Below are 22,882 nucleotides of genomic sequence, written 5' to 3'. Positions count from 1 at the left end.
GTTCAACCCGGTACACTGCCAAATGCGCCGCGCCTCGTCACGAGCAAACGGCGGCGCGTCAGCGCCGGCTGAGGTAGCAGTCGGGTAGTGAGCACACAGCGCGCTCCTACGCTTTCGGGAGCAGGGCGCCCTGGCTGTCCGTCTCCGCCTCCGCCGCATGCAATGGCAGCTCGACGATGAAGGCAGCGCCCGCGCCTGGCGCGCTCTCGACGCGGATGGTGCCGCCGTGGGAGGTGACGATCCACCGGACGATGTAGAGGCCGAGGCCGAGGCCGCCGAAGTTGCGGACGGAGACGGCGCGCTCGAAGCGCTCGAAGATCCTGGCCTGGTCGGCCTGCGCGATGCCGATGCCGTGATCACGGACGACGAGCAGCGCGCGGCCTTCCAGGCCGCGCACGACGACGTGAATGGGGGCGCCTGCGCCGTACTTGATCGCGTTGGACAGCAGGTTGATGACGACTTGCTCCACGCGAGAAGCATCCCAGTGCCCGACCACGGGCTCTTGCAGATCGAGCTGGATGCGGCAGCGGGCGTCCGCGAACTGCTGCCTCATCCGCTCGACAGCCTCACGCGTCAGGGCGGCCAGATCGACGGGCGCGCGAGAGAGGGTGAGCCGGCCGGCGTTGAGGCGGGTGACGTCGAGCAGCTCGTTGACCAGGTGGGCGAGGCGCGCGATCTGGCGGTTGAGGAGCTGGATCGCGGCGTCGATGCGCTCCGGGGCGATCTCCGCGCGCTGGAGGCGGGGCAGGAGCCGGGCGAGGAGGTGGGCCTGCATCGTGAGCGAGGTGAGCGGTGTCTTGAGCTCGTGCGAGGCGACGAGGAGGAACTCGTTGCGCCGCTCGATCGCCTCCTGGGCCTCGGCGAAGAGGCGGCTGTTGTCGAGGGCGAGCGCGGCGCGGAGCCCGAGCTCCTCGGCGACCCACAGGTCGGCGGGGCCGTAGCGGCGCCGGGGCGCGGCCGCCAGCAGGGTCATGACGCCGAAGCGCCTGTCGCGCGCGAGGAGCGGGACGCGGAGGAAGGAGTGAACGCCGAGCGGCTCGAGGAGGGGCGCGGCACGGACGTCGCCCACCTCGGCGCGGTCCGGCGAGGCCGCTGTCAGGGCCCGCAGCGCGTCCACCACGGCGCCCGCGAGCTCGGCCGGCACGCCCGCGGTGACCGCGTGTCCCGGGTCGCCGTCAGCGACGCCCACGTCGATGACGCACCGGTCGGCGAGCTCGGGCACGACGAGCTGCGCGATGCTGTCGAGGGTGGCGCCGTAGCCGAGGGCCATGAGCTTGCGGCTCGCGTCGGCCAGGAAGCGCTCGGCGAGCTCGGCGCGCTTGCGCTCGGTGATGTCGGTGGAGATGCCGCAGAGCACGCCGGGCATGACCTCATCCCCGAGAGGGAACTTGAGCGAGAGGAAGGTGTGCAGCCCATCCTCCATCGTCACCTCCTCCTCGAACTCGAGCGGCTCGCCCGCCTCGAGCACCTTTCGATCGTGAACGCCGATGATCTCGGCGAGCGCAGCAGGCAAGAGCTCGGCGTCGGTCTTTCCGAGGAGCCGATGGCTCGGCAGACCGGCGATGTTGCTCGCCTGGCGGTTGACGAGCAGATACCGGCCGTCGCGATCCTTGAGGAAGATGGCCGCGGCGGAGTTGTCGACGATGGCCTGCAGCGTGGCCTGGCTCTCGCGGAGCTCGCGCTCGGCCCGGCGCCGTTCGGCGTTCTCCTGCTCGATGTCGGTATAGAGCATGGCGTTCTCGAGCGAGATGGCCGACTGCGAGGCGAGCAGCTCGAGCACGGTGAGCCGCCCCGGGGTGAACGCGCCGGTGACGAGGTTGTTCTCCAGGTAGAGCAGGCCGAGCAGCCGCGTTTGCCGCACGATCGGGAGGCACAGCACCGATCTCGGCTTCTTCCGCGTGAAATACGCGTCCTCCGAGAACGGGTGTCTGGCGGCGGCGTCGTCGAGCAGCACGCGCTCGTGGCTGCGGCGAACGTAGTTGAGGATGGACTGCGGCAGGGCGGCCGAAGGCGCCTCGCCCGCGTCGCGCATCCGCACCGCGCCCGTCGGCGCTTCGATCGCCGCGCAGGAGAGGCGTTCACCCCGGACCAGGAGGACGCACCCCTGCTCGGCGCCCGCGTGCTCGAGCATCGTGCGCAGGAGCATCTCGAGCAGGCGGGGGAGCTGGAGCTCGCCGGAGATGCTCTGAGAGGCCTTGACGACGGAGAGGACGTCGAACTGCTCGGCGCGTACGGCGAAGGTGACGGTGGGGGCGATCGGCTTTCGCTCGACGAGGAAGGGATACCGCTGGTCGAGCTGCTCGACCTTGGCGTGGGCGCCCCAGCGGAAGTAGGCGGCGCGGGCCTTCAGGAGGTAAGCGTCGGCGGGCGTGGACAGGCCGTGATCGCGGTAGAGCCGGGCGGCGAGCTCGCAGGCGATGGCCTCGTGCTGGACGAAGCCGCCCTCGCGCGCCGACGAGATGGCCTGCTCGTAGAGCCCCATCGCCTCCACGTCCTGCCCGCGGAGCCTGGCGATCTCGGCGCGGACCAAAGCGTGTTTGTGGAGGAAGTTGTCAGGGCCGCTCGCGGCCCACGCGCCGAGCTGCCGCTCGCACTCGAGCAGCTGCTCGGGGAGCTCCCGCGCCGGGGAACCCCGCTCCGCGCGCGGCGCGCGGGGTGCGCGGGGTGCGTGCGGTACGTGCGGTACGTGCGGTACGTGCGGTACGTGCGGTACGTCGACGAGGGCCGCGAGCGAGAGCGCGAGGACATAGAAGCTCTCGGCCATGAGCGCGTGCGGCTGGTTCCAGAAGGGTTGCTCGGTGACGACGCGGGTCGCCGCCTCGCGCGCCTCCCTGGGCGCGCCGAGCACGAAGAGCGCTTGCGCCTTCAGGCTGTAATAGAATTCGCGCGTGGTCTCCAGCGCTCCCTCCTGCAGCCGCGCCTCGAAGGCCGGAGGATCCAGCTCGGAGCCGTCGAGCATCGCGAAGCGGACCGGCCGCCCTCGCAGCGCCTGGATCATGGCGCGGGCGCTGAGGAGGGCGCCGTGCGCGAACGCGAAACCCGCGCGGCGCACGAAGCCGAGGCGCTCGTCGACCTCGCGGAGCACGTCCTCGAGCGCCTCGCCGGAGAGCAGGTGGAACAGCGCGTCCCATACGCAGTTGAAGCACGCCATGCTCATCGCGCCGGACTCGACCGCGGCGCTGAAGCCGGCGCGCCCGTACGGATACGTCTCTCGGTAGTGGCGTGTCCAGAAGACGACATGGTGTCCGAAGGTGGCGAACACCATCGATTTCGTGGTGAGGCGGCCGCTCCTCTGCGCGAGGTCGTGGCCGAGCTTGCCGAACCGATAGGCCTCCTTGTATCGCCCGAACCTCGGGCCGAACATCCGCGCGAAGGCCGTGTACGCGACAGCGGAGCTCTCGGCGTTGCCGTGGCGCAGGCTGAGCTGGACCATGCGCAGGAAGGTGAGAAAGTACAGGTTCGGGGTCATGAAGGACGCCGCGATGCCCGCGCCCTCCAGCACACCCATCGTCAGCTTGACCTCCCGGTCGGTCATGGGGGGCAGATGGATCAGGTCCTCGATCGCCCGGTCGCCCAGGGCCTGCCAGACGCTCTTCGTCTCCTCTTCGAGCTGTGCGTCGGTGGGGAGGCGTGGAAGATCGATGTCGCAGGCGCGCAGCCACGAGAGGCCGATCTCCACCGCGCGGGCAGATTGCCCGCGGGTCACACGGAGCGTGACGAGGAGCTCGACGGCGGCGGCCGTCTCGGTCCTGGTCCTCGCGCGCTCCATGAGCTCTTGCAGCAGCCGCTCGGCCTCGTCGAAGCCGCCGGTGATGTACGCGGCGTGCGCGCGCTCGAGCGTCAGGTCGTAGGTCAGCGCGTGCTGCGCGTCCCAGGGAGCCTGCGCGAGCAGGGAGAGGCCCGCGGCGAAGAGCGCGGCGGCGGCCTCGTAGGCCGCGGCGGCCTTGGCCTTCCTGCCGGCGCGGAGGTTGAGGGCGGCGAGCTCGTCGCGCTCGGCCTGAGAACGGAGGAGCGCGGCGCCGCGGTTGAGGTGGCTCACGATGTCGAAGAGCGACTCGTCGCGCTCTTCGGCGCGCTGCTCCTTCAAGAGCAGCCGGCCGATCCGGAGGTGCACCTCGGCGAGCTGCTCGGCCGGGATGAGCGAATAAGCGGCCTGCTGCACGCGGTCATGGAGGAAGCGATAACCAGAGCCCCGGCGGAGCAGCAGCCCCTCCCGCACGGCCTCCTCGAGCGCCTCGCGGAGCTCCTCCGCCGGACGGCCCGCGACGACCGCGAGGGGGTCGAGGTCGAGGCTGCTGCCGAGGCACGCGGCGAGCTTGAGCGCGTCGTGCGCAGGGGTCGAGAGCCGCTTGAGCTTGCCGGCCATCAGCTCGACGACGTTGTCGGTGAAGCCCTTGTCGCGTATGGCGGCGATGTCCCATCGCCATGCGCCCTCGTCCGCATCGAAGGTGATGAGCCCCTCGTCGCGCAGGGCGATGAGGAACTGGAGCACGAAGAAGGGGTTGCCGCAGGTCTTCTCGTAAACCAGCCGTGAGAGCGGCTCGACCTCGGCTTCGGGCGCATGGACCGCCTCGGCGACGAGCGCCCCGACGTGGGCAGTGGAGAGCGGCGTGAGGACGACCTCGGAGACGGCGGCGCCGCGCTGCTGCACCTCGGCCAGCGTGAGCCGGAGCGGGTGCGCGGGGCCTACCTCGTTGTTGCGGTAGGCGCCAATCAACAGGAGGTGCTCGGAGCCGGAATAGGTGGCGAGCTGCTCGAGCAACAGGAGGCTGGCCGCGTCGGCCCATTGCAGGTCGTCGAGGAAGAGGGCGACGGGGTGCTCCTTGCGGGCGCATGCGGCGACGAAGCGCTGGAGCGTGGCGAGCAACCGGCTCTGGGCCTCGGCGGGCGGGAGCTCTGGCACGGGGGGCTGCGGGCCGAGGAGCAGGGCGAGCTCGGGGAGCACGTCGGTGAGCAGACCGCCGTCCTGGCCGACGGCCTCGCGGAGGCGCTCTCGCCAGCGATCGAGCTGCTCCTCGCTCGCGCACAGGAGCTCGCGCAAGAGCGCCCGGAACGCCTGGAGAAAGGCGTGGTAAGGGACGTCGCGCTTGAGTTGCTCGAACTTGCCGGAGAGGAAGAAGCCGCGCTCGCGCACGACGGGCCCGTGCAGCTCGGCGACGAGCGAGGACTTGCCGATGCCCGAGTAGCCCGAGACGAGCACGAGCTCTGGCCGGCCGCTCGCGACGACGCGCTCGAACGCGGCGCGCAGCGCCTCCACCTCGCGCTCGCGGCCGTAGAGCCGCTGCGGGACCTGGAACCGGTCGGAGAGATCGCGCTCTCCGAGCGGAAAGTGCTGAATGGAGCCGCTCGCCTGCCACCGTGAGAAGCACGTGTCGAGGTCGTGGCGCAGGCCGAGGGCGCTCTGGTACCGCTCCTCGGCGGCCTTGGAGAGCAGCTTGAGGACGACGGCGGAGAGCTGGGGTGGGATCGAGGGGACGAGCGCGTGGGGCGGCCGCGGCGCCTGGGCGATGTGGCAATAGACCCACGCGACGGGGTCGCTGGCCTGGAAGGGCAGGATGCCAGTCAGCATCTCGTAGAAGGTGACGCCGAGGGAGTACAGGTCGGTCCGCTCGTCGACGCGGCGGTTCATGCGGCCGGTCTGCTCCGGCGCCATGTAGGCGAGCGTGCCCTCGATGAGCCCGTCGTGGGCGAGCTCCTGGGCCTCGCGCGGGGAGAGGGAGGCGATGCCGAGATCGGTGATCTTCACCTCGCCGGTGTCGGGGTTGTAGAGCAGGTTCTGGGGCTTGATGTCCTTGTGGATGACGTGGTGTCGGTGGAGCTCTGCGAGCGCGGCGGCGAGGCGGAGGGCGAGGGGGAAGAAGCGATCGATCGACATCCCGCGCATCGGGCGCATGGGCCCGTCGCCATCGAGCAGCCGGTCGAGCGAGCGGCCGCCGAAGTCCTCGAGGACCAGCGTCACCTGGTCGCGGAACGGCTCGATGCCGTGGGCCTTGATGACCACGGGTGAATCGAGCGTTCTGGCGACCTCGAGCTCGTGCTGGAGCCTGTCGAGTGCGCGGGGGCTCGCGTGATCGCGCCGCAGGGCCTTGAGCACCACCGGCCGGCCGTCCTCCTCGCGCCGCGCGCGGTAAAGGACGGTATCTGCCCCTTGGTGCAGCACCTCCAGCACGCGGTAGCGCGGACTATCGGGCATAGGAAGAGCTTTGAAAACCGAGGCGCCAGCGGCGCATTGCGGCTCAACTCGCTACACTGCCAAAAGCGGTGCGCCTCGTCACGAGCAAACGGCGCCGCGTTCTCGCGCCGGCTCGCCCGCGGCGACGCCGTCGTCCATGCATGGCGATAGCGGGGACGGAAAGGGAGCTGCTGAGGCGCGGTCGGGTAAGCGAGCACGCAGCGCGGAGCGCGCGCCTACGCCTGCGGGAGCAGGGCATCCTGGCCGTGCGTCTCTGTCTCCGCCGCGTGCAAAGGCAGCTCGACGACGAACGTGGCGCCCGCGCCCGGCTTGCTCTCGACGCGGATGGTGCCGCCGTGGGAGGTGACGATCCAGCGGACGATGTAGAGGCCGAGGCCGAGGCCGCCGAAGTTGCGGACGGAGACGGCGCGCTCGAAGCGCTCGAAGATCCTGGCCTGGTCGGCCTCCGCGATGCCCATGCCATGATCGCGGACGACGAGCAGCGCGCGAGCGCCCTCGCGGCGCACGATGACGTGAATAGGGGCTCCCGCGCCGTATTTGATCGCGTTGGACAGGAGGTTGATGAGGATCTGCTCCATGCGGAAAGCGTCCCAGTCGCCCACCACGGGCTCCTGCAGGTCGAGCTGGGCGCGGCAGCGGGCGCTGTCGAGCTGCTCGTGCATCCGCTCGACGACATCGCGCGTCAGGGCGGCCAGATCGACGGGCGCGCGAGAGAGGGTGAGCTGGCCGGCGTTGAGGCGGGTGACGTCGAGCAGCTCGTTGACCAGGTGGGCGAGGCGCGCGATCTGGCGGTTGAGGAGCTGGATCGCGGCGTCGATGCGCTCCGGAGCGACCTCGGCGCGCTGGAGGCGGGGCAGGAGCCTGGCGAGCAGGTGGGCTTGCATCGTGAGCGAGGTGAGCGGTGTCTTGAGCTCGTGCGAAGCGACGAGGAGGAACTCGTCGCGGCGCTCGATGGCCTCCTGGGCCTCGGCGAACAGGCGGCTGTTGTCGAGGGCGAGCGCGGCGCGGCCCGCCAGCTCCTGGGCCAGCCAGAGGTCGGCGGGGCCATAGCGGCGCCGTGGCGCGGTTGCCAGCAGGGTCATGACGCCGAAGCGCCTGTCGCGCGCGAGGAGCGGGACGCGGAGGAAGGAGTGGACGCCGAGCGGATCGAGGAGGGGCGCGGCGCGGACGTCGCCTATCTCGGGCCGGTCCGGCGACGCCGCCGCCAGGGGCCGCAGGGCGTCCATCACCGCGCCTGCGAGCTCGGCCGGCACGCCCGCGGTGGCCGCGTGTCCCGGGGCGTCCTGGGCGAGGTCCACGTCGATGACGCACCGGTCGGCGAGCTCGGGCACGATGAGCTGCGCGATGCTGTCGAGGGTGGCGCCGTAACCGAGGGCCATCAGCCTGCGGCTCGCCTCGGCGAGGAAGCGCTCGGCGAGCTCGGCGCGCTTGCGCTCGGTGATGTCGGTGCAGATGCCGCAGAGCACGCCGGGCATGACGCTCTCGCCGAGCGGGAACTTGAGCGACAGGTAGATGCGTGGCTCGCCCTCCTTCGTCATCAGCTCCTCCTCGAACTCCAGCGGCTCGCCCGCGTCGAGCACCCGCCGGTCGTTGTCTCGGATGACCTCGACGTCCGCGCCCTCATAGAGCTCGGCGTCGGTCTTTCCGAGGAGCTCATGGCCCGGAACGCCGGCGACGCTCCCTGCGTGGCGGTTGGCGAGCAAATACCGGCCTTCGCGATCCTTGAGGAAGATGGCCGCGGCGGAGTTGTCGACGATGGCCTGCAGCGTGGCCTGGCTCTCGCGGAGCTCGCGCTCCGCCCGGCGCCGCTCGGCGTTCTCCTGCTCGATGTCGGTGTAGAGCATGGCGTTCTCGAGCGAGATGGCCGACTGCGAGGCGAGCAGCTCGAGCACGGTGAGCCGCCCCGGGGTGAACGCGCCGGTGACGAGGTTGTTCTCCAGGTAGAGCAGGCCGAGCAGCCGCGTTTGCCGCACGATCGGGAGGCACAGCACCGATCTCGGCTTCTTCCGCGTGAAATACTCGTCTTCCGAGAACGGGTGCCTGGCCGTCGCGTCGTCGAGCAGCACGCGCTCGTGGCTGCGGAGGACGTAGTTGAGGATGGATTGCGGCAGCGCCGCCAGGGCCTCGCCCGCGTCGAGCAGCCGCGCGGCGCTCCCCGACGCGGTGATCGCCGCCGCGGTCGACACGCGATCTTCCCGGACCAGGAGCGCAACCCCCTCTCCGGCGCCCGCGTGCTCGACCACGATGCGCAGCAGCGTCTCGAGCAGGCGCGGGAGCTGGAGCTCGCCGGAGATGCTCTGAGAGGCCTTGACGACGGAGAGGACGTCGAACTGCTCGGCGCGTACGGCGAAGGTGACGGTGGGGGCGATCGGCTTTCGCTCGACGAGGAAGGGATACCGCTGGTCGAGCTGCTCGACCTTGGCGTGCGCGCCCCAGCGGAAGTAGGCGGCGCGGGCCTTCTGCAGGTGGGCGACGGCGGGCGTGGACAGGCCGCGGTCGAGGTAGAAGCGGGCGGCGAGCTCGCAGGCGATGGCCTCGTGCTGGACGAAGCCGCCCTTTTGCGCCGACGAGATGGCTTGCTCGTAGAGCCGGATGGCCTCGGGCTCGCGCCCGAGGAGCCGGGCGATCTCGGCGCGGACCAGCGTGTGTTTGTGGAGGTAGTTGTCGGGGCCGCTCGCGGCCCACACGCCGAGCTGCCGCTCGCACGCGAGGAGCCCCTCGGGGAGCTCCCGCTCTGGCGAGGTCGCCGCGTCGCGCGCCTCGTGCGCGTCGTCGAACACCGCGGCGAGCGCGAGCGCGTGAACATAGAAGGTCTCGGGGATCTCGGCGCCCGCGTCCATCCTCCAGTCGTAATCGACGACGACGCGGGTCGACGCCGCGAGCGCCTCCCTGGGAGAGCCGAGGAGGAACAGCGCCTGCGCCTTCAGGCTGTAGTACAAGCTATGAGCCCCGTACGAGGATCCCGGAGGAAGCCGCGCCTCGAAGGCCTCCTGATCGAGCTCGGAGCCATCCAGCATCGCGTAATGGACCGGCCTCCCGCGCAGCGTCTGGATGAGGTACCGGACGCTGAGGAGGATGCCATGGATGAACGCGTAGCCGGCCTTGCGCACGAAGCCGAGGCGCTCCTCGGTCAGGTGGAGGACGTCCTCCAGCGGCTCCCCGCAGAGCAGGGGGAACACCGACGCCCAGACGCAATGGTAACATGCGTTGTTCAGATCGCCGCATTCCACGGCGGCGTCGAAGCCGAGGCGATTGTAAGGGTAGGTCTCCCTGTAATGGCGCGTCCAGAAGACGGTCAGCTGCCCGAACAGGAAGAACACGGTGGGCTTCGCGGCGATGTGCTCGCTCCTCTCCGCGAGGTCGTAGCCGAGCTTGCCGAACAGGTAAGCCTCCTTGTACCTCCCGAACCGCGGGCCGAGCACCCGCGCGAAGGCGGTGTAGGCATGGGCGGAGCTCTCGGCGTTGCCATGGAGGAGGCTGAGCGTGACCATGCGCTCGAGGACCAGGTGATGCAGGTTCTGGTCCACGAAATACGCAGCGACGGACACGCTCTTCAAGATGCTCATCGCGATCTTGGTCTCCGGGTGCGTCATGGGGGGCAGGTGGATGAGGCCCTCGATCGCCCGGTCGCCCAGGGCCTTCCATACGCTCTCGGTCTCTTCGTCGATGCGCGCGTCGGTGAGGTGGGTTGGCAGATGGATGTCGTAAGAGCGCAGGAAGGAGAGACCGAGCTCCACGGCGCGGGCGCTCTGCCCGCGGGTCACGTGCAAGGCGACGGCGAGCTCGACGACGGCGGCCCTCTCGATCTTGGTCATCGAGCGATCCGTGAGCTCCTCGAGCAGCCGCTCGGCTTCATCGAAGTTGCCGAGGATGTACGCGCAGCGCGCTCGCTCGAAGGTCAGGGCGTGGGTCAGCGCGTACTGCGTCTCCCAGCGTTCCTGGGGCTCGTCCGCGAGGAGGGCCATGCCGGCGGCGAAGAGGGCGGCGGCGGATTCGTACGCCGCGGCGGCCTCGGCCTTCCTGCCGGCGCGGAGGTTGAGGGCGGCGAGCTCGTCGCGCTCGGCCCGGGAACGGAGGAGCGCGGCGCCGCGGTTGAGGTGGCCCACGATCTCGAACAGCGTGTCCTCGCGCTCGTCCGGCCTCCGCCCCTTCAAGAGCAGCTGGCCGATCCCGAGGTGCACCTCGGCGAGCTGCCCGGGCGGGATGAGCGAATAAGCGGCCTGCTGCACCCGGTCATGGAGGAAGCGATAGGCGCTGTCCCGGCGGAGCAGCAGCCCCTCCCGCACGGCCTCCTCGAGCGCCTCGCGGAGCTCCTCCGCCGGCCTTCGCGCGACCACCGCGAGGGGGTCGAGGGTCAGGCTGCCGCCGAGGCAAGCGGCGAGCTTGAGCGCGTCGCGCGTCGGGACCGAGAGCCGATTGAGCTTGCCCACCATCAGCTCGACGACGTTGTCGGTGAAGCCCTTGTCGCGTATGGCGGCGATGTCCCATCGCCATGCGCCCTCGTCCGCATCGAAGGTGATGAGCCCCTCGTCGTGCAGGGCGATGAGGAACTGGAGCACGAAGAACGGGTTGCCGCCGGTCTTCTCGTGGACGAGCTGCGAGAGCGGCTCGGCCTCTGCTTCGGGTGCGCGGACCGTCTCGGCGACGAGCGCGCCGACGTGGGCGGCGGAGAGCGGCTCGAGGACGATGTCGCCCACGGCGGCGCCGCGCTTTCGGACCTCGGCGAGGGTGAGCCGGAGCGGGTGCGCGGGGCCGACCTCGTTGTCGCGATACGCGCCGATCAGCAGCAGGTGCGCGTCGCCGGCGAGGGAGGCGAGCTGTTCGAGGAGCAGGAGGCTGCCGGCGTCGGCCCATTGCAGGTCGTCGAGGAAGAGGGCGACGGGGTGCTCCTTGCGGGCGCATGCGGCGACGAAGCGCTGGAGCGTGGCGAGCAGCCGGCTCTGGGCCTCGGCGGGCGGGAGCTCGGGCACGGGGGGCTGCGGGCCGAGGAGGCGCTCGATCTCCGGGAGCATGTCGGTGAGCAGCCTGCCGTTCTGGCCGAGGGCCTCGCGGAGGCGCTCTCTCCAGCGCTCGACCTGCTGCTCGCTCGCGCCGAGGATCTCCTGCACGAGGCCCCGGAAGGCGTGAAGGAGGGGGCGGTAGGGGACGTCGCGCCTGAGCTGATCGAACTTGCCGGAGAGGAAGAAGCCGCGCTCGCGCACGACGGGCCCGTGCAGCTCGGCGACGAGCGAGGACTTGCCGATGCCCGAGTAGCCCGAGACGAGCACGAGCTCTGGCCGGCCGTTCGCGACGACGCGCTCGAACGCGGCGCGCAGCGCCTCCACCTCGCGCTCGCGGCCGTAGAGGCGTTGCGGGATCTGGAACCGGTCGGAGACGTCGCGCAGTCCGAGCGGGAAGGCGTCGATGGCGCCGCGCTGGCGCAGCTGGGAAAAGCACGTATCGAGGTCGTGGCGCAGGCCGAGGGCGCTCTGGTAGCGCTCCTCGGCGGCCTTGGAGAGCAGCTTGAGGACGACGGCGGAGAGCTGGGGCGGAATCGAGGGGACGAGCGCGTGGGGCGGCCGCGGCGCCTGGGCGATGTGGCAATAGACCCACGCGACGGGGTCGCTGGCGTGGAAGGGCAGGGTGCCAGTCAGCATCTCGTAGAAGGTGACGCCGAGGGAGTACAGATCGGTCCGCTCGTCGACGCGGCGGTTCATGCGGCCTGTCTGCTCTGGCGCCATGTAGGCGAGCGTGCCCTCGATGAGCCCGTCGTGCGCGAGCTCCTGGGCTCCGCGTGGGGAGAGGGAGGCGATGCCGAGATCGGTGATCTTCACCTCGCCGGTGTCGGGGTGGTAGAGGAGGTTCTGGGGCTTGATGTCCTTGTGGATGACGTGGTGTCGGTGGAGCTCTGCGAGCGCGGCGGCGAGGCGGAGGGCGAGGGGGAAGAAGCGATCGATCGACATCCCGCGCATCGGGCGCATGGGCCCGTCGCCATCGAGGAGCCGGTCGAGCGAGCGGCCGCCGAAGTCCTCGAGGACCAGCGTCACCTGGTCGCGGAACGGCTCGATTCCGTGGGCCTTGATGACCACGGGTGAATCGAGCGTTCTGGCGACCTCGAGCTCGTGCTGGAGCCTGCCGAGTGCGCGGGGGCTCGCGTGATCGCGCCGCAGGGCCTTGAGCACCACCGGCCGGCCGTCCTCCTTGCGCCGCGCGCGGTAGAGGATCGTGTCCGCACCCTGGTGCAGCACCTCCAGCACGCGGTAACGTGGACTATGGGGCATAGGAGAATCTTTGAACCCGGGACGTCAGCGTCGTGCTGCGGTTCAACTTGGTACACTGCCAAAAGCGCTGCGACCCGTCACGAGCAAACGGCGCGGAGCAGCGCCGGCTTCGGCCCCCGGTGAACGCTCACGCCGGCGGGAGAAAGGTGCCCTGGCCTTCCGTCTCCGCCTCCGGCGGGTGCAAAGGCAGCTCGACGATGAACGTGGCGCCCGCGCCCAACCTGCTCTCGACGCGGATGGTGCCGCCGTGGGAGGTGACGATCCACCGGACGATGTAGAGGCCGAGGCCGAGGCCGCCGAAGTTGCGGACGGAGACGGCGCGCTCGAAGCGCTCGAAGATCCTGGCCTGGTCGGCCTCCGCGATGCCCATGCCATGATCGCGGACGACGAGCAGCGCGCGAGCGCCCTCGCGGCGCACGATGACGTGAATGAGGCCCCCCGCGCCGTATTTGATCGCGTTGGACAGGAGGTTGATGAGGACCTGCTCCATGCGAGACGGATCCCAGTGTCCCGTCACGGGCTCGTCCAGCTCGAGCTGGGTGCGGCAGCGGGCGTCGGTGAGCTGCTGGTGCATCCGCTCGACGACCTCGCGCGCCAGGGCGGCCAGATCGACGGGCGCGCGAGAGAGGGTGAGCTGGCCGGCGTTGAGGCGGGTGACGTCGAGCAGCTCGTTGACCAGGTGGGCGAGGCGCGCGATCTGGCGGTTGAGGAGCTGGATCGCGGCGTCGATGCGCTCCGGAGCGACCTCGGCGCGCTGGAGGCGGGGCAGGAGCCTGGCGAGCAGGTGGGCTTGCATCGTGAGCGAGGTGAGCGGTGTCTTGAGCTCGTGCGAAGCGACGAGGAGGAACTCGTCGCGGCGCTCGATGGCCTCCTGGGCCTCGGCGAACAGGCGGCTGTTGTCGAGGGCGAGCGCGGCGCGGCTCGCCAGCTCCTGGGCCAGCCAGAGGTCGGCGGGGCCGTAATGGTGCCGTGGCGCGGCCGCCAGCAGGGTCATGACCCCGAAGCGCCGGTCGCGCGCGAGGAGCGGGACGCGGAGGAAGGAGTGAACGCCGAGCGGATCGAGGAGGGGCGCGGCGCGGACGTCGCCTATCTCGGGCCGGTCCGGCGACGCCGCCGCCAGGGGCCGCAGCGCGTCCGTCACCGCGCCCGCGAGCTCGACCGGCATCCCCGCGGTGACCGTCCGCCCCGGGGCGTCCTGGGTGAGGTCCACGTCGATGACGCACCGGTCGGCCAGCGCCGGCAACGCGAGCTGCGCGACGCTGTCGAGGGTGGCGCCGTAGCCGAGGGCCATGAGCTTGCGGCTCGCGTCGGCCAGGAAGCGCTCGGCGAGCTCTGCGCGCTTGCGCTCGGTGATGTCGGTGCAGATGCCGCAGAGCACGCCGGGCATGACGCTCTCGCCGAGCGGGAACTTGAGCGACAGGTAGATGCGTGGCTCGCCCTCTTTCGTCAACACCTCCTCCTCGAACTCCATCGGCTCGCCCGCGTCGAGCACCCGCCGGTCGTTGTCTCGGATGACCTCGACGTCCGCGCCCTCATAGAGCTCGGCGTCGGTCTTTCCGAGGAGCTCATGGCCCGGAACGCCGGCGACGCTCCCTGCGTGGCGGTTGGCGAGCAAATACCGGCCATCGCGATCCTTGAGGAAGATGGCCGCGGCGGAGTTGTCGACGATGGCCTGCAGCGTCACCTGGTTGGCCTTCAGCGCCTGCTCTGCCCGGCGCCGCTCGGCGTTCTCCTGCTCGATATCGGCGTAGAGCATGGCGTTCTCGAGCGAGATGGCCGACTGCGAGGTGAGCAGCTCGAGCACGGTGAGCCGCCCGGGCGTGAACGCCCCCGCCACGAGCCCGTTCTCCAGGTAGAGCACGCCGAGCAGCCGGGCCTGCCGCATGATCGGGAGGCACAGCACCGATCTCGGCCTCTTGCGGCTGAAATACTCGTCTTCCGAGAACGGGTGCCTGGCCGTCGCGTCGTCGAGCAGCACGCGCTCGTGGCTGCGGCGAACGTAGTTGAGGATGGATTGCGGCAGCGCCGCCGCCTCGCCCGCGTCGAGCAGCCGCGTCGCGCCCCCGGACGTCGCGATCGCCGCCGCCGTCGACAGGCGCTCCTCCCGGACCAGCAGCACCACCCCCTCTCCGGCGCCCGCGTGCTCGACGACGATGCGCAGGAGCATCTCGAGCAGGCGCGGGAGCTTGAGCTCACCGGAGATGCTCTGAGAGGCCTTGACGACGGAGAGGACGTCGAACTGCTCGGCGCGTACGGCGAAGGTGACGGTGGGGGCGATCGGCTTTCGCTCGACGAGGAAGGGATACCGCTGGTCGAGCTGCTCGACCTTGGCGTGGGCGCCCCAGCGGAAGTAGGCGGCGCGGGCGTCCCGCAGGTAGGCGTCGGCGGGCGTGGACAGGCCGCGATCGCGGTAGAACCGGGCGGCGAGCTCGCAGGCGATGGCCTCGTGCTGGACGAAGCCGTTCTCCCGCGCCGAGGAGATCGCCTGCTCGTACAGCCGGATGGCCTCGGGCTCGTGCCCGAGGAGCCGGGCGATCTCGGCTCGGACCAGGGCGTGTTTGTGGAGGAAGTTGTCGGGGCAGCTCGCGGCCCACGCGCCGAGCTGTCGCTCGCTCTCGAGGAGGCCCTCGGGCAGCGCCTGCGCTGGCGACCGCCGCGCTTCGTGCGGCTTGGGCGCGCCACCGTCGGCGTCGACGAGCGCCGCGAGCGAGAGCGCGTGAACATAGCAGTTCTCGGCGATGAGCGCGTAGGGCTCGTTCCTGAAGGGGTGATCGACGATCACGCGCGTCGCCGCGGCGAGCGCCTCTCTGTAAGAGCCGAGGGCGAAGAGCGCCCGGGCCTTCATGCTGAAATGGAGGCCGCGGGCGCCCCGCATATCCCCCTCGTCGAGCCGCGCCTCGAAGGCCGGCGGATCCAGCTCGGAGCCGTCGAGCGTGGAGAAGCGGACCGGCCTCCCGCGCAGCGTCTGGATGACGGCGTGGGCGCTGGCCAGGACGCCGTAGGCGAACGCGTAACCGGCCTTGCGCACGAAGCGGCTGCGCTCCTCGACCTCGTGGAGGACGTCCTCCAGCGGCTCGCCGGCGAGCATCGGGAACAGCGGAGCCCAGACGCAGTTGAAGCACGCCATGCGCATATCGCCGGACTCGACCGCGGCGCTGAACCCGGCGCGCGTGTAGGGGTACGTCTCCCGGTAGTGGCGTGTCCAGAAGACGACTTGCTGTCCGAAGAGGGTGAATACCAGCGACTTCACGGTGAGGAGCTCGCTCCTGTCCGCGAGGTCGTAGCCGAGCTTTCCGAACCTGTAGGCCTCGCGGTATCGCCCGAACCGCGGGCCGAACATCCGCGCGAAGGCCGCGTACGCGTGGGCGGAGCTCTCCGCGTTGCCGTAGCGCAGGCCGAGCTTCACCTGACGCAGGACGATGAGGTAGTGCAGGTCCTGGTCCACGAAGATCGCGGGGCCGGCCACGCTTTGCAGCACGGCCATGGCGACCTTGCACTCCGGGTGCTCCATGGGGGGCAGGCGGATGAGGTCCTCGATCGCCCGGTCGCCGAGGGCTTGCCAGAGGCTCTCGGTCTCTTTTTTGACCTGTGCGTCGGTGGGGTGGAGTGGAAGATCGATATCTCGGGCGCGGAGCCACGCGAGCGCGAGGTCGACGGCGTGGTCGGACCGCCCTCGGGTCTGGTAGAAGCTTACGGCGAGCTCGACGACCGCGGCGCGATCGAGCTTGTTCCTCGCGCGCTCCAGGAGCTCCTCGATCAGCCGCTCGGCCTCCTCGATGTTGCCGGTGGCGTAGGCGGCGTGCGCGCGCTCGAGGCTGAGGGGATAGACCAGATCGTACCGAGTCGCCCAGCGCTCGCGGGGATCTTGCGCGAGGAGGGCCAGGCCGGCGGCGAAGAGGGCGGCGGCAGACTGGTAGGCGGCGGCGGCCTCGGCCTTCCTGCCGGCGCGGAGGTTGAGGGCGGCGAGCTCGTCGCGCTCGGCCTGGGAACGGAGGAGCGCGGCGCCGCGGTTGAGGTGGCTCACGATGTCGAAGAGCGCGTCCTCGCGCTCGTCCGGTCTCCGCCCCTTCAAGAGCAGCCGGCCGATCCCGAGGTGCACCTCGGCGAGCTGCCCGGGCGGGATGAGCGAATACGCGGCCTGCTGCACCCGGTCGTGGAGGAAGCGATAGACGCTGTCCCGGCGGAGCAGCAGCCCCTCCCGCACGGCCTCCGCGAGCGCCGTGCGCAGGGCCCCCGCCGGCCTTCGCGCGACGATCGCGAGGGTGTCGAGGTCCACGCTGCCGCCGAGGCAGGCGGCGAGCTTGAGCGCGTCGCGCGTCGGGACCGAGAGCCGCTCCAGCTTGCCCACCATCAGCTCGACGATGTTGTCGGTGAAGCCCTTGTCGCGGATGGCGGCGATGTCCCACCGCCATGCGCCCTCGTCCGCATCGAAGGTGATGAGCCCCTCGTCGTGCAGGGCGATGAGGAACTGGAGCACGAAGAACGGGTTGCCGCCGGTCTTCTCGTGGACGAGCTGCGAGAGCGGCTCGACCTCTGCTTCGGGTGCGCGGACCGTCTCGGCGACGAGCGCGCCGACGTGGGCGGCGGAGAGCGGCTCGAGGACGATGTCGCCCACGGCGGCGCCGCGCTTTCGGACCTCGGCGAGGGTGAGCCGGAGCGGGTGCGCGGGGCCGACCTCGTTGTCGCGATACGCGCCGATCAGCAGCAGGTGCGCGTCGCCGGCGAGGGAGGCGAGCTGTTCGAGGAGCAGGAGGCTGCCGGCGTCGGCCCATTGCAGGTCGTCGAGGAAGAGGGCGACGGGGTGCTCCTTGCGGGCGCATGCGGCGACGAAGCGCTGGAGCGTGGCGAGCAGCCGGCTCTGGGCCTCGGCGGGCGGGAGCTCGGGCACGGGGGGCTGCGGGCCGAGGAGCAGGGCGAGCTCGGGGAGCATGTCGGTGAGCAGCCCGCCGCTCGCGCCGACGGCCTCGCCGAGGCGTTCTCGCCAGCGCTCGACCTGCTGCTCGCTCGCGCCGAGGATCTCCTGCACGAGGCCCCGGAAGGCCTGAAGGAAGGGGCGGTAGGGGACGTCGCGCCTGAGCTGATCGAACTTGCCGGAGAGGAAGGAGCCGCGCTCGCGCACGACGGGCCCGTGCAGCTCGGCGACGAGCGAGGACTTGCCGATGCCCGAGTAGCCCGAGACGAGCACGAGCTCTGGCCGGCCGCTCGCGACGACGCGCTCGAACGCGGCGCGCAGCGCCTCCACCTCGCGCTCGCGGCCGTAGAGCCGCTGCGGGATCTGGAACCGATCGGAGACGTCGCGCAGTCCGAGCGGGAAGGCGTCGATGGCGCCGCGCTGGCGCAGCTGGGAAAAGCACGTGTCGAGGTCGTGGCGCAGGCCGAGCGCGCTCTGGTACCGCTCCTCGGCGGCCTTGGAGAGCAGCTTGAGGACGACGGCGGAGAGCTGGGGTGGGATCGAGGGGACGAGCGCGTGGGGCGGCCGCGGCGCCTGGGCGATGTGGCAATAGACCCACGCGACGGGGTCGCTGGCCTGGAAGGGCAGGGTGCCAGTCAGCATCTCGTAGAAGGTGACGCCGAGGGAGTACAGGTCGGTCCGCTCGTCGACCCAGCGGTTCATGCGGCCGGTCTGCTCCGGCGCCATGTAGGCGAGCGTGCCCTCGATGAGCCCGTCGTGGGCGAGCTCCTGGGCCTCGCGCGGCGAGAGGGAGGCGATGCCGAGATCGGTGATCTTCACCTCGCCGGTGTCGGGGTTGTAGAGCAGGTTCTGGGGCTTGATGTCCTTGTGGATGACGTGGTGTCGGTGGAGCTCTGCGAGCGCGGCGGCGAGGCGGAGGGCGAGGGGGAAGAAGCGCTCGATCGACATCCCGCACATCGGGCGCATGGGCCCGTCGCCATCGAGCAGCCGGTCGAGCGAGCGGCCGCCGAAGTCCTCGAGGACCAGGGTCATCCGGTCGCGGAACGGCTCGATACCGTAGGCCTTGACGACTGCAGGCGACTTCAGCGCCCTGGCGACCTCGAGCTCGTGCTGGAGCCTGCCGAGGGCGCGGGGGCTCGCGTGATCGCGCCGCAGGGCCTTGAGCACCACCGGCCGGCCGTCCTCCTCGCGCCGCGCGCGGTAGAGGATCGTGTCCGCACCTTGGTGCAGCACCCCCAGTACGCGGTAACGTGGACTGTCGGTCATAAAGGGAGGGTGTCCAGAGCCGGATTGGTCTCCGAGGCGCCCGGTCGATTCGTGATGTTGCCAAAAGCACCTCGCTGCGCCACGGGAAACGGCGGCGAGCTCTCGCTCCGGCCCGCCCGCAGCGGTCTCCTGCGTCATGCAGGGCGGGAGCGGCCGGACGGACGCTGGACGCCGTGCCTCGACAGCACCTCACGGACGCGATCCAGCGGAATGGCGTCCACGGTGCGACCGCTCCCCGTGGTGGTCTCGGCCGTGAAGAGCGAGTTGTAGATGGCCTCCTCCGTCGCCTCGATCACGGCCTGAAAGAGGGCGGACGTCTCCTGGTTCGAGAGCTCCGTGATCGCGAGCCGCTTCGCGCCGGAGCGGCGCCGCACCGAGGCGCTCGTCGAGAAGGCGATCGCGTAGTCGCCGGAGCCGTTCGCGCCGGAGGATCCGGTGCGCGCGAGGCCCAGGATCGCGCGGGCGGCGAGCCGCCCGAGGTTGCGATCCGACAGCGGCGCGTCGGTCGCGACGAGGATGATGAGGATGGAGCCGTCCCCCGCCGCCGCCTCGACCTGCGACCGGAAAGCGTGGCGGCCCGGAACGCGCAAAGCGTGGTCGTGAGGAGAATGGGAGTCTCCAGCTCACCCAGCTCGCGGACCTGGGTCGCGCCGACGAGCTTGCCAAACCCGTTGCCCACGTGGATCGCCCCGGGGACGCGGTCGAGGTAGAGGTTCCCCCCGTGGGGGAATACGGCGGTGACGCCGGTGCGGATCGCGTCTCCCTCGATCAGCGTCGCGTGCCCGACGCGCACGCCGCCCACGTCGGTGATCGCGTTCAGCGGGCCCGCGTCGAAGATGCCAGGCGCGACGCCGAGATCACGCGCGCGCACGGCGTCTCCCGCGCGCTTCGTGGATCCGGGCGCGAAGGGCGCGCTGCCCGCCTCGTCCGGGCGGCGAGCGATCGGGCAGCGGCAGGACGAGGCGGCCAGGCGCGACGTGCGGCCCGGTGACGGGACGCGGCCGAGAGAGGGTTTCGGCATCCACGGGGAGCGGCGATATCAACCTCCGTGCCAGGCGCGTCGGACGCCGCCCGAGCAGGCCGTGTCCTTGGCGGTGCGCCGCGAGCGATCCGAGCCGCGGTGCGAGCCGAGATCGCGCGCCTGAGCAGGGGTTGACCAACTCGGGGTGAGCGACCGCGCTCCCCACTCGATATTGTTAAATGTATTACATAATGGTGAGTGCATGGCGATTCCCGGAGAGCGCAGATCGCGACGAACCGGTCGGGACAGGGCCGCCGCCGGCGGCCACACTGCGCCCGAGCGGCCGCACGCCGGCGTCGCTCGAGAGGACTGCAACGCATGAAGGCAATCGGAATCCATCAACATGGCGACGCCTCGCAGCTCGTGCCGCTGGAGCTGCCCGAGCCGGCGCCCGGACCCCATCAGGTGCGCGTGCGCGTGATCGCGTCGTCGGTCAACCCGGCGGACATCCGGGCGCGCTCGGCGGCGCTCGGGCCGCGCCGCATCGAGCGGCAGTTTCCGCTGGTGCTCGGCTATGACGTCTCCGGGATCGTCGACGCGGTCGGCCCCGGCGTCGACGATCTCGCGGTCGGAGACGAGGTGTTCGGCTCACCCAGCCTGTTCGGGCAGGGCGCGAACGCGGAGCGGGTGGTGGCCGACAGCCGCACCCTCGCGCGCAAACCGGCGGCCCTCTCCCACGAGCAGGCTGCCTGCCTGTCGCTCGCGGGCGTCACGGCCTGGGAATGCCTCGCGCGCGCGCGGCCCGCGCCCGGCGCCGCGGTGCTGGTCACCGCGGGCGCGGGCGGCGTGGGCCATCTGCAGCTGCAGCTCGCGCGTCACCTCGGGCTGCGGGTGGTGGCGACCGCCAGCCGACCGGAGTCGACGGCGCTCTGCCGCGACCTCGGCGCGGCGGTCGTGCTCGATCACACGACGCAGGACGTGGGCCAGGCGTGCCGGGACCTGACCGGTGGGGCGGGCGTCGCGGTGGCCTTCGACAACGCCGGCGGCCGCGCGCTGGATCAGGCGCTCGACGCCGTGGCGCCGATGGGCACCGTGGTGAGCATCGTGCCGACGCCCGCGCCGGTCGCGGACAGGCTGTTCATGAAGGCGGCGTCGCTCCTCTATCACGTGATGGGGGCTGCCACGATCTGGCGGCTCGACCCGCACGCGCAGGGCCGCGCGCTCGCCGCGGTGGCGGAGCTGGCGGCGCAAGGCCACATCAGGCCCATCGTCAGCGCGAGCTACCCGGTGCGCGAGCTCTCGCAGGCGCACCGCGCCATCGAGTCGGGCCGCACGATCGGGAAGATCGCGATCCGCGTGGCGGAAGGCTGGTGAGGCCGGGCGGGGATCGCTGGGAGGCAGGGGGAGATCGGGCGGGCGCTCGAGCGCGCCCGCGCCGCGCTACTTCGTCTGGATCCGGCGCGCGGGCAGGAGGCGCCGGAGCGAGGGCGCCTCGAAGGACACGAGCCGCCTGGCGAACGCGCCGATCGCCCGGTATTCCGCGTCCGCGATGAGCGCGAGCTCGACGCTGATCATGAATACCGCGAACGTGCCGAGCCCCATCATGACGGCGATGCCGGCGTGGAACAGGAACGCCGCGGCGAGCGAGAGCCTGCGTGTGTGCCGGTTCAGGGCGAACAGGAACGGGAAGCTGAGCTGGAACCCGACGGTCGCGTAGGTCAGCGCCGTCACCACCGCCACGCTGCGGGAGAGGCTGTCGCTGTGGCCGGGCCACGTGAACTCGCCGACGCGGGTGATGTAATAAAGGGCCGTCCCGTTCTGCCACAGCTCCCCCTGCACCTTGTAGAGCCCCGCGACCCCGTAGACCAGGCACACCTGGACGGCGCAGGCGAGGATCGCCGCGTTGTGGAGCATCGCCTTCATCCGCTGGAGCTCCCCGCCGCGCTCCCGCTGCGCGCGGAGGCGATCGGCGTCGAGCGAGAAGTACGCGCCGAGCTCGGCGAAGATGCCGTACAGCAGCGCGAGCCGGACGAGGTTGTCGCCGCCGTCGAGCAGGACGGGGTTCCGCTGATGCAATGACCAGAGCCCGACATAGGTGAGCAGCGACATGAGCCGCGTGCGGAAGCCGATCACCCACAGCGCCGTGAACAGCATGGCGAGGTGGAAGACGACCTCGAAGTAGAGCGGCGACCTGCTGAGCAGGTAGATCGAGAACGCGCCGGTGTTGTGGGCCTCCTCGAGCGACCGCGCGAAGGGCCACACCCCCTCGGGGCCATAGAGATAATGGCGCTGGAAGTAGTTGGCCAGGTAGAGGTGGAGGATGGTCAGTCCGGCGACGATCCGGAAGAGGCTGGCCCCGATCAGGCAGCGCTCGCGGCTCGCGAGCGCCACGATGCGGTGCCAGCGTGCGTTCAGCTTGCTCAGCATGGCGTCACCTCTCCTCCGCGGCCGCCGCCTGGAGGGCCACGGGCGTCTCTCGTCTGTCCTCGGTCGTCGCGTCCAGCGGCGCCACCGGTCGATGGGGAGCCCAGTCGAAATCATAGTACGTCAATTCACCCTTCGAGTCGGGCAGATCGCGCCGGGAGAAGCGCGGGAATTTCAGCACCGCCAGGCGCATCCGCACCGCGGCGGTGCGGCTCGGGCCGTACAGGCTGTCACAGTGCGCGGAGCCGGCCCGCTCCAGGACGCTCTTGCCGAGCTGAACGACGGCTTCCTGCTCCTTCTTCACCTCGTCCCTGAGCATGTCGGCCACCTGCGCATCGGACGCCTCCGCGCCGCCTCCGCCCGCCTGCGCGCGCGTGCGCTGCTGATCGAGCTTCTTCGCCATCTGCAGCGACGTCGGATCGACGGTGTAGATCATGCGCGCCGCGCCCGTCACCGATCGTCCGAGGCGCGTCGCGGGGCCGAGCCGGTTCTCCAGGTGGGATTCCCAGTAGGGGGTCGTGATATCGGTCCACCCGGTCTCGGTCGTGCTCCCGTCCGGCTCGCGCAGGCGGCAGGCGACCATCACGAGGCGCGTGTCGGTGATGGGATCGGGGGCGAAGAGGTGCCAGTTTTGCTCGAAGAACGGGTTCATGTAGCCGCTGATGAGCCGCGCGAAGCGGAGCTGGAGCGGGTTCTGCGGCGTCAGGTAGCCCAGTGTCATCGCGAAATGAAAGCAGAGCGCCGCGGCGAGCAGCGCGGGCGCGGACGTCGAGAGCACACGGAGTAAACGGCGCATGGTTTCGTCCATCCCGGGTTCGGGGTCGTCGGAGAGGAGGCCGCGCGCGGCCGGAGCGCCGCGCGCGGCC

The 22,882-nt window shown here is 70.8% G+C and carries 6 protein-coding genes and 1 pseudogene; 1 reads left to right on the top strand and 6 read right to left on the bottom strand.

Translation table 11 applies throughout. The features are described 5' to 3' along the window. Window positions 1-106: 106 nt before the first annotated feature. From WMF44_RS29470 to WMF44_RS29455, 4 genes and pseudogenes are all read right to left on the bottom strand, one after another. Window positions 107-6,193: an AAA family ATPase gene (locus WMF44_RS29470; RefSeq protein WP_437293382.1), complete on the bottom strand. Its 6,087-nt coding sequence runs from the start codon at window positions 6,191-6,193 to the stop codon at window positions 107-109. 215 nt (window positions 6,194-6,408) lie between these two features. After that, window positions 6,409-12,453 carry an AAA family ATPase gene (locus WMF44_RS29465; RefSeq protein ID WP_437293381.1) on the bottom strand — a complete coding sequence of 2,015 codons (6,045 nt, stop codon included), beginning with the start codon at window positions 12,451-12,453 and terminating at the stop codon, window positions 6,409-6,411. Window positions 12,454-12,580: 127 nt separating this feature from the next. Beyond that, the gene (locus WMF44_RS29460; protein ID WP_437293380.1) at window positions 12,581-18,631 is read right to left on the bottom strand and encodes an AAA family ATPase; all 6,051 of its coding nucleotides are present in this window, start codon (window positions 18,629-18,631) and stop codon (window positions 12,581-12,583) included. 134 nt (window positions 18,632-18,765) lie between these two features. After that, window positions 18,766-19,469 (bottom strand): annotated as a pseudogene (locus WMF44_RS29455) (P1 family peptidase). Between the two features lie 501 nt (window positions 19,470-19,970). Between WMF44_RS29455 and WMF44_RS29450 the strand changes: the two are divergent. Then, complete coding sequence (locus WMF44_RS29450; protein WP_437293379.1) at window positions 19,971-20,966, top strand: quinone oxidoreductase family protein; 996 nt, start codon at window positions 19,971-19,973, stop codon at window positions 20,964-20,966. A gap of 66 nt (window positions 20,967-21,032) precedes the next feature. On the opposite strand, the gene WMF44_RS29445 is transcribed toward WMF44_RS29450, so the two are convergent. Together WMF44_RS29445 and WMF44_RS29440 are read right to left on the bottom strand one after the other, a co-directional pair. Beyond that, window positions 21,033-22,019, bottom strand: coding sequence for an HTTM domain-containing protein (locus WMF44_RS29445; protein WP_437293378.1), 987 nt, complete (start codon window positions 22,017-22,019; stop codon window positions 21,033-21,035). A 4-nt stretch (window positions 22,020-22,023) separates the two neighbouring features. Then, window positions 22,024-22,812 carry a DUF5819 family protein gene (locus tag WMF44_RS29440; protein WP_437293377.1) on the bottom strand — a complete coding sequence of 263 codons (789 nt, stop codon included), beginning with the start codon at window positions 22,810-22,812 and terminating at the stop codon, window positions 22,024-22,026. Between the last annotated feature and the right edge of the window lie 70 nt (window positions 22,813-22,882).

The organism is Sorangium sp. So ce426 (assembly GCF_051475585.1).
Lineage (GTDB): Bacteria > Myxococcota_A > Polyangia > Polyangiales > Polyangiaceae > Sorangium > Sorangium cellulosum_B.
Note: the sequence above shows the minus strand (reverse complement) of the source record. Positions and strands in the feature narration are given on the sequence as shown.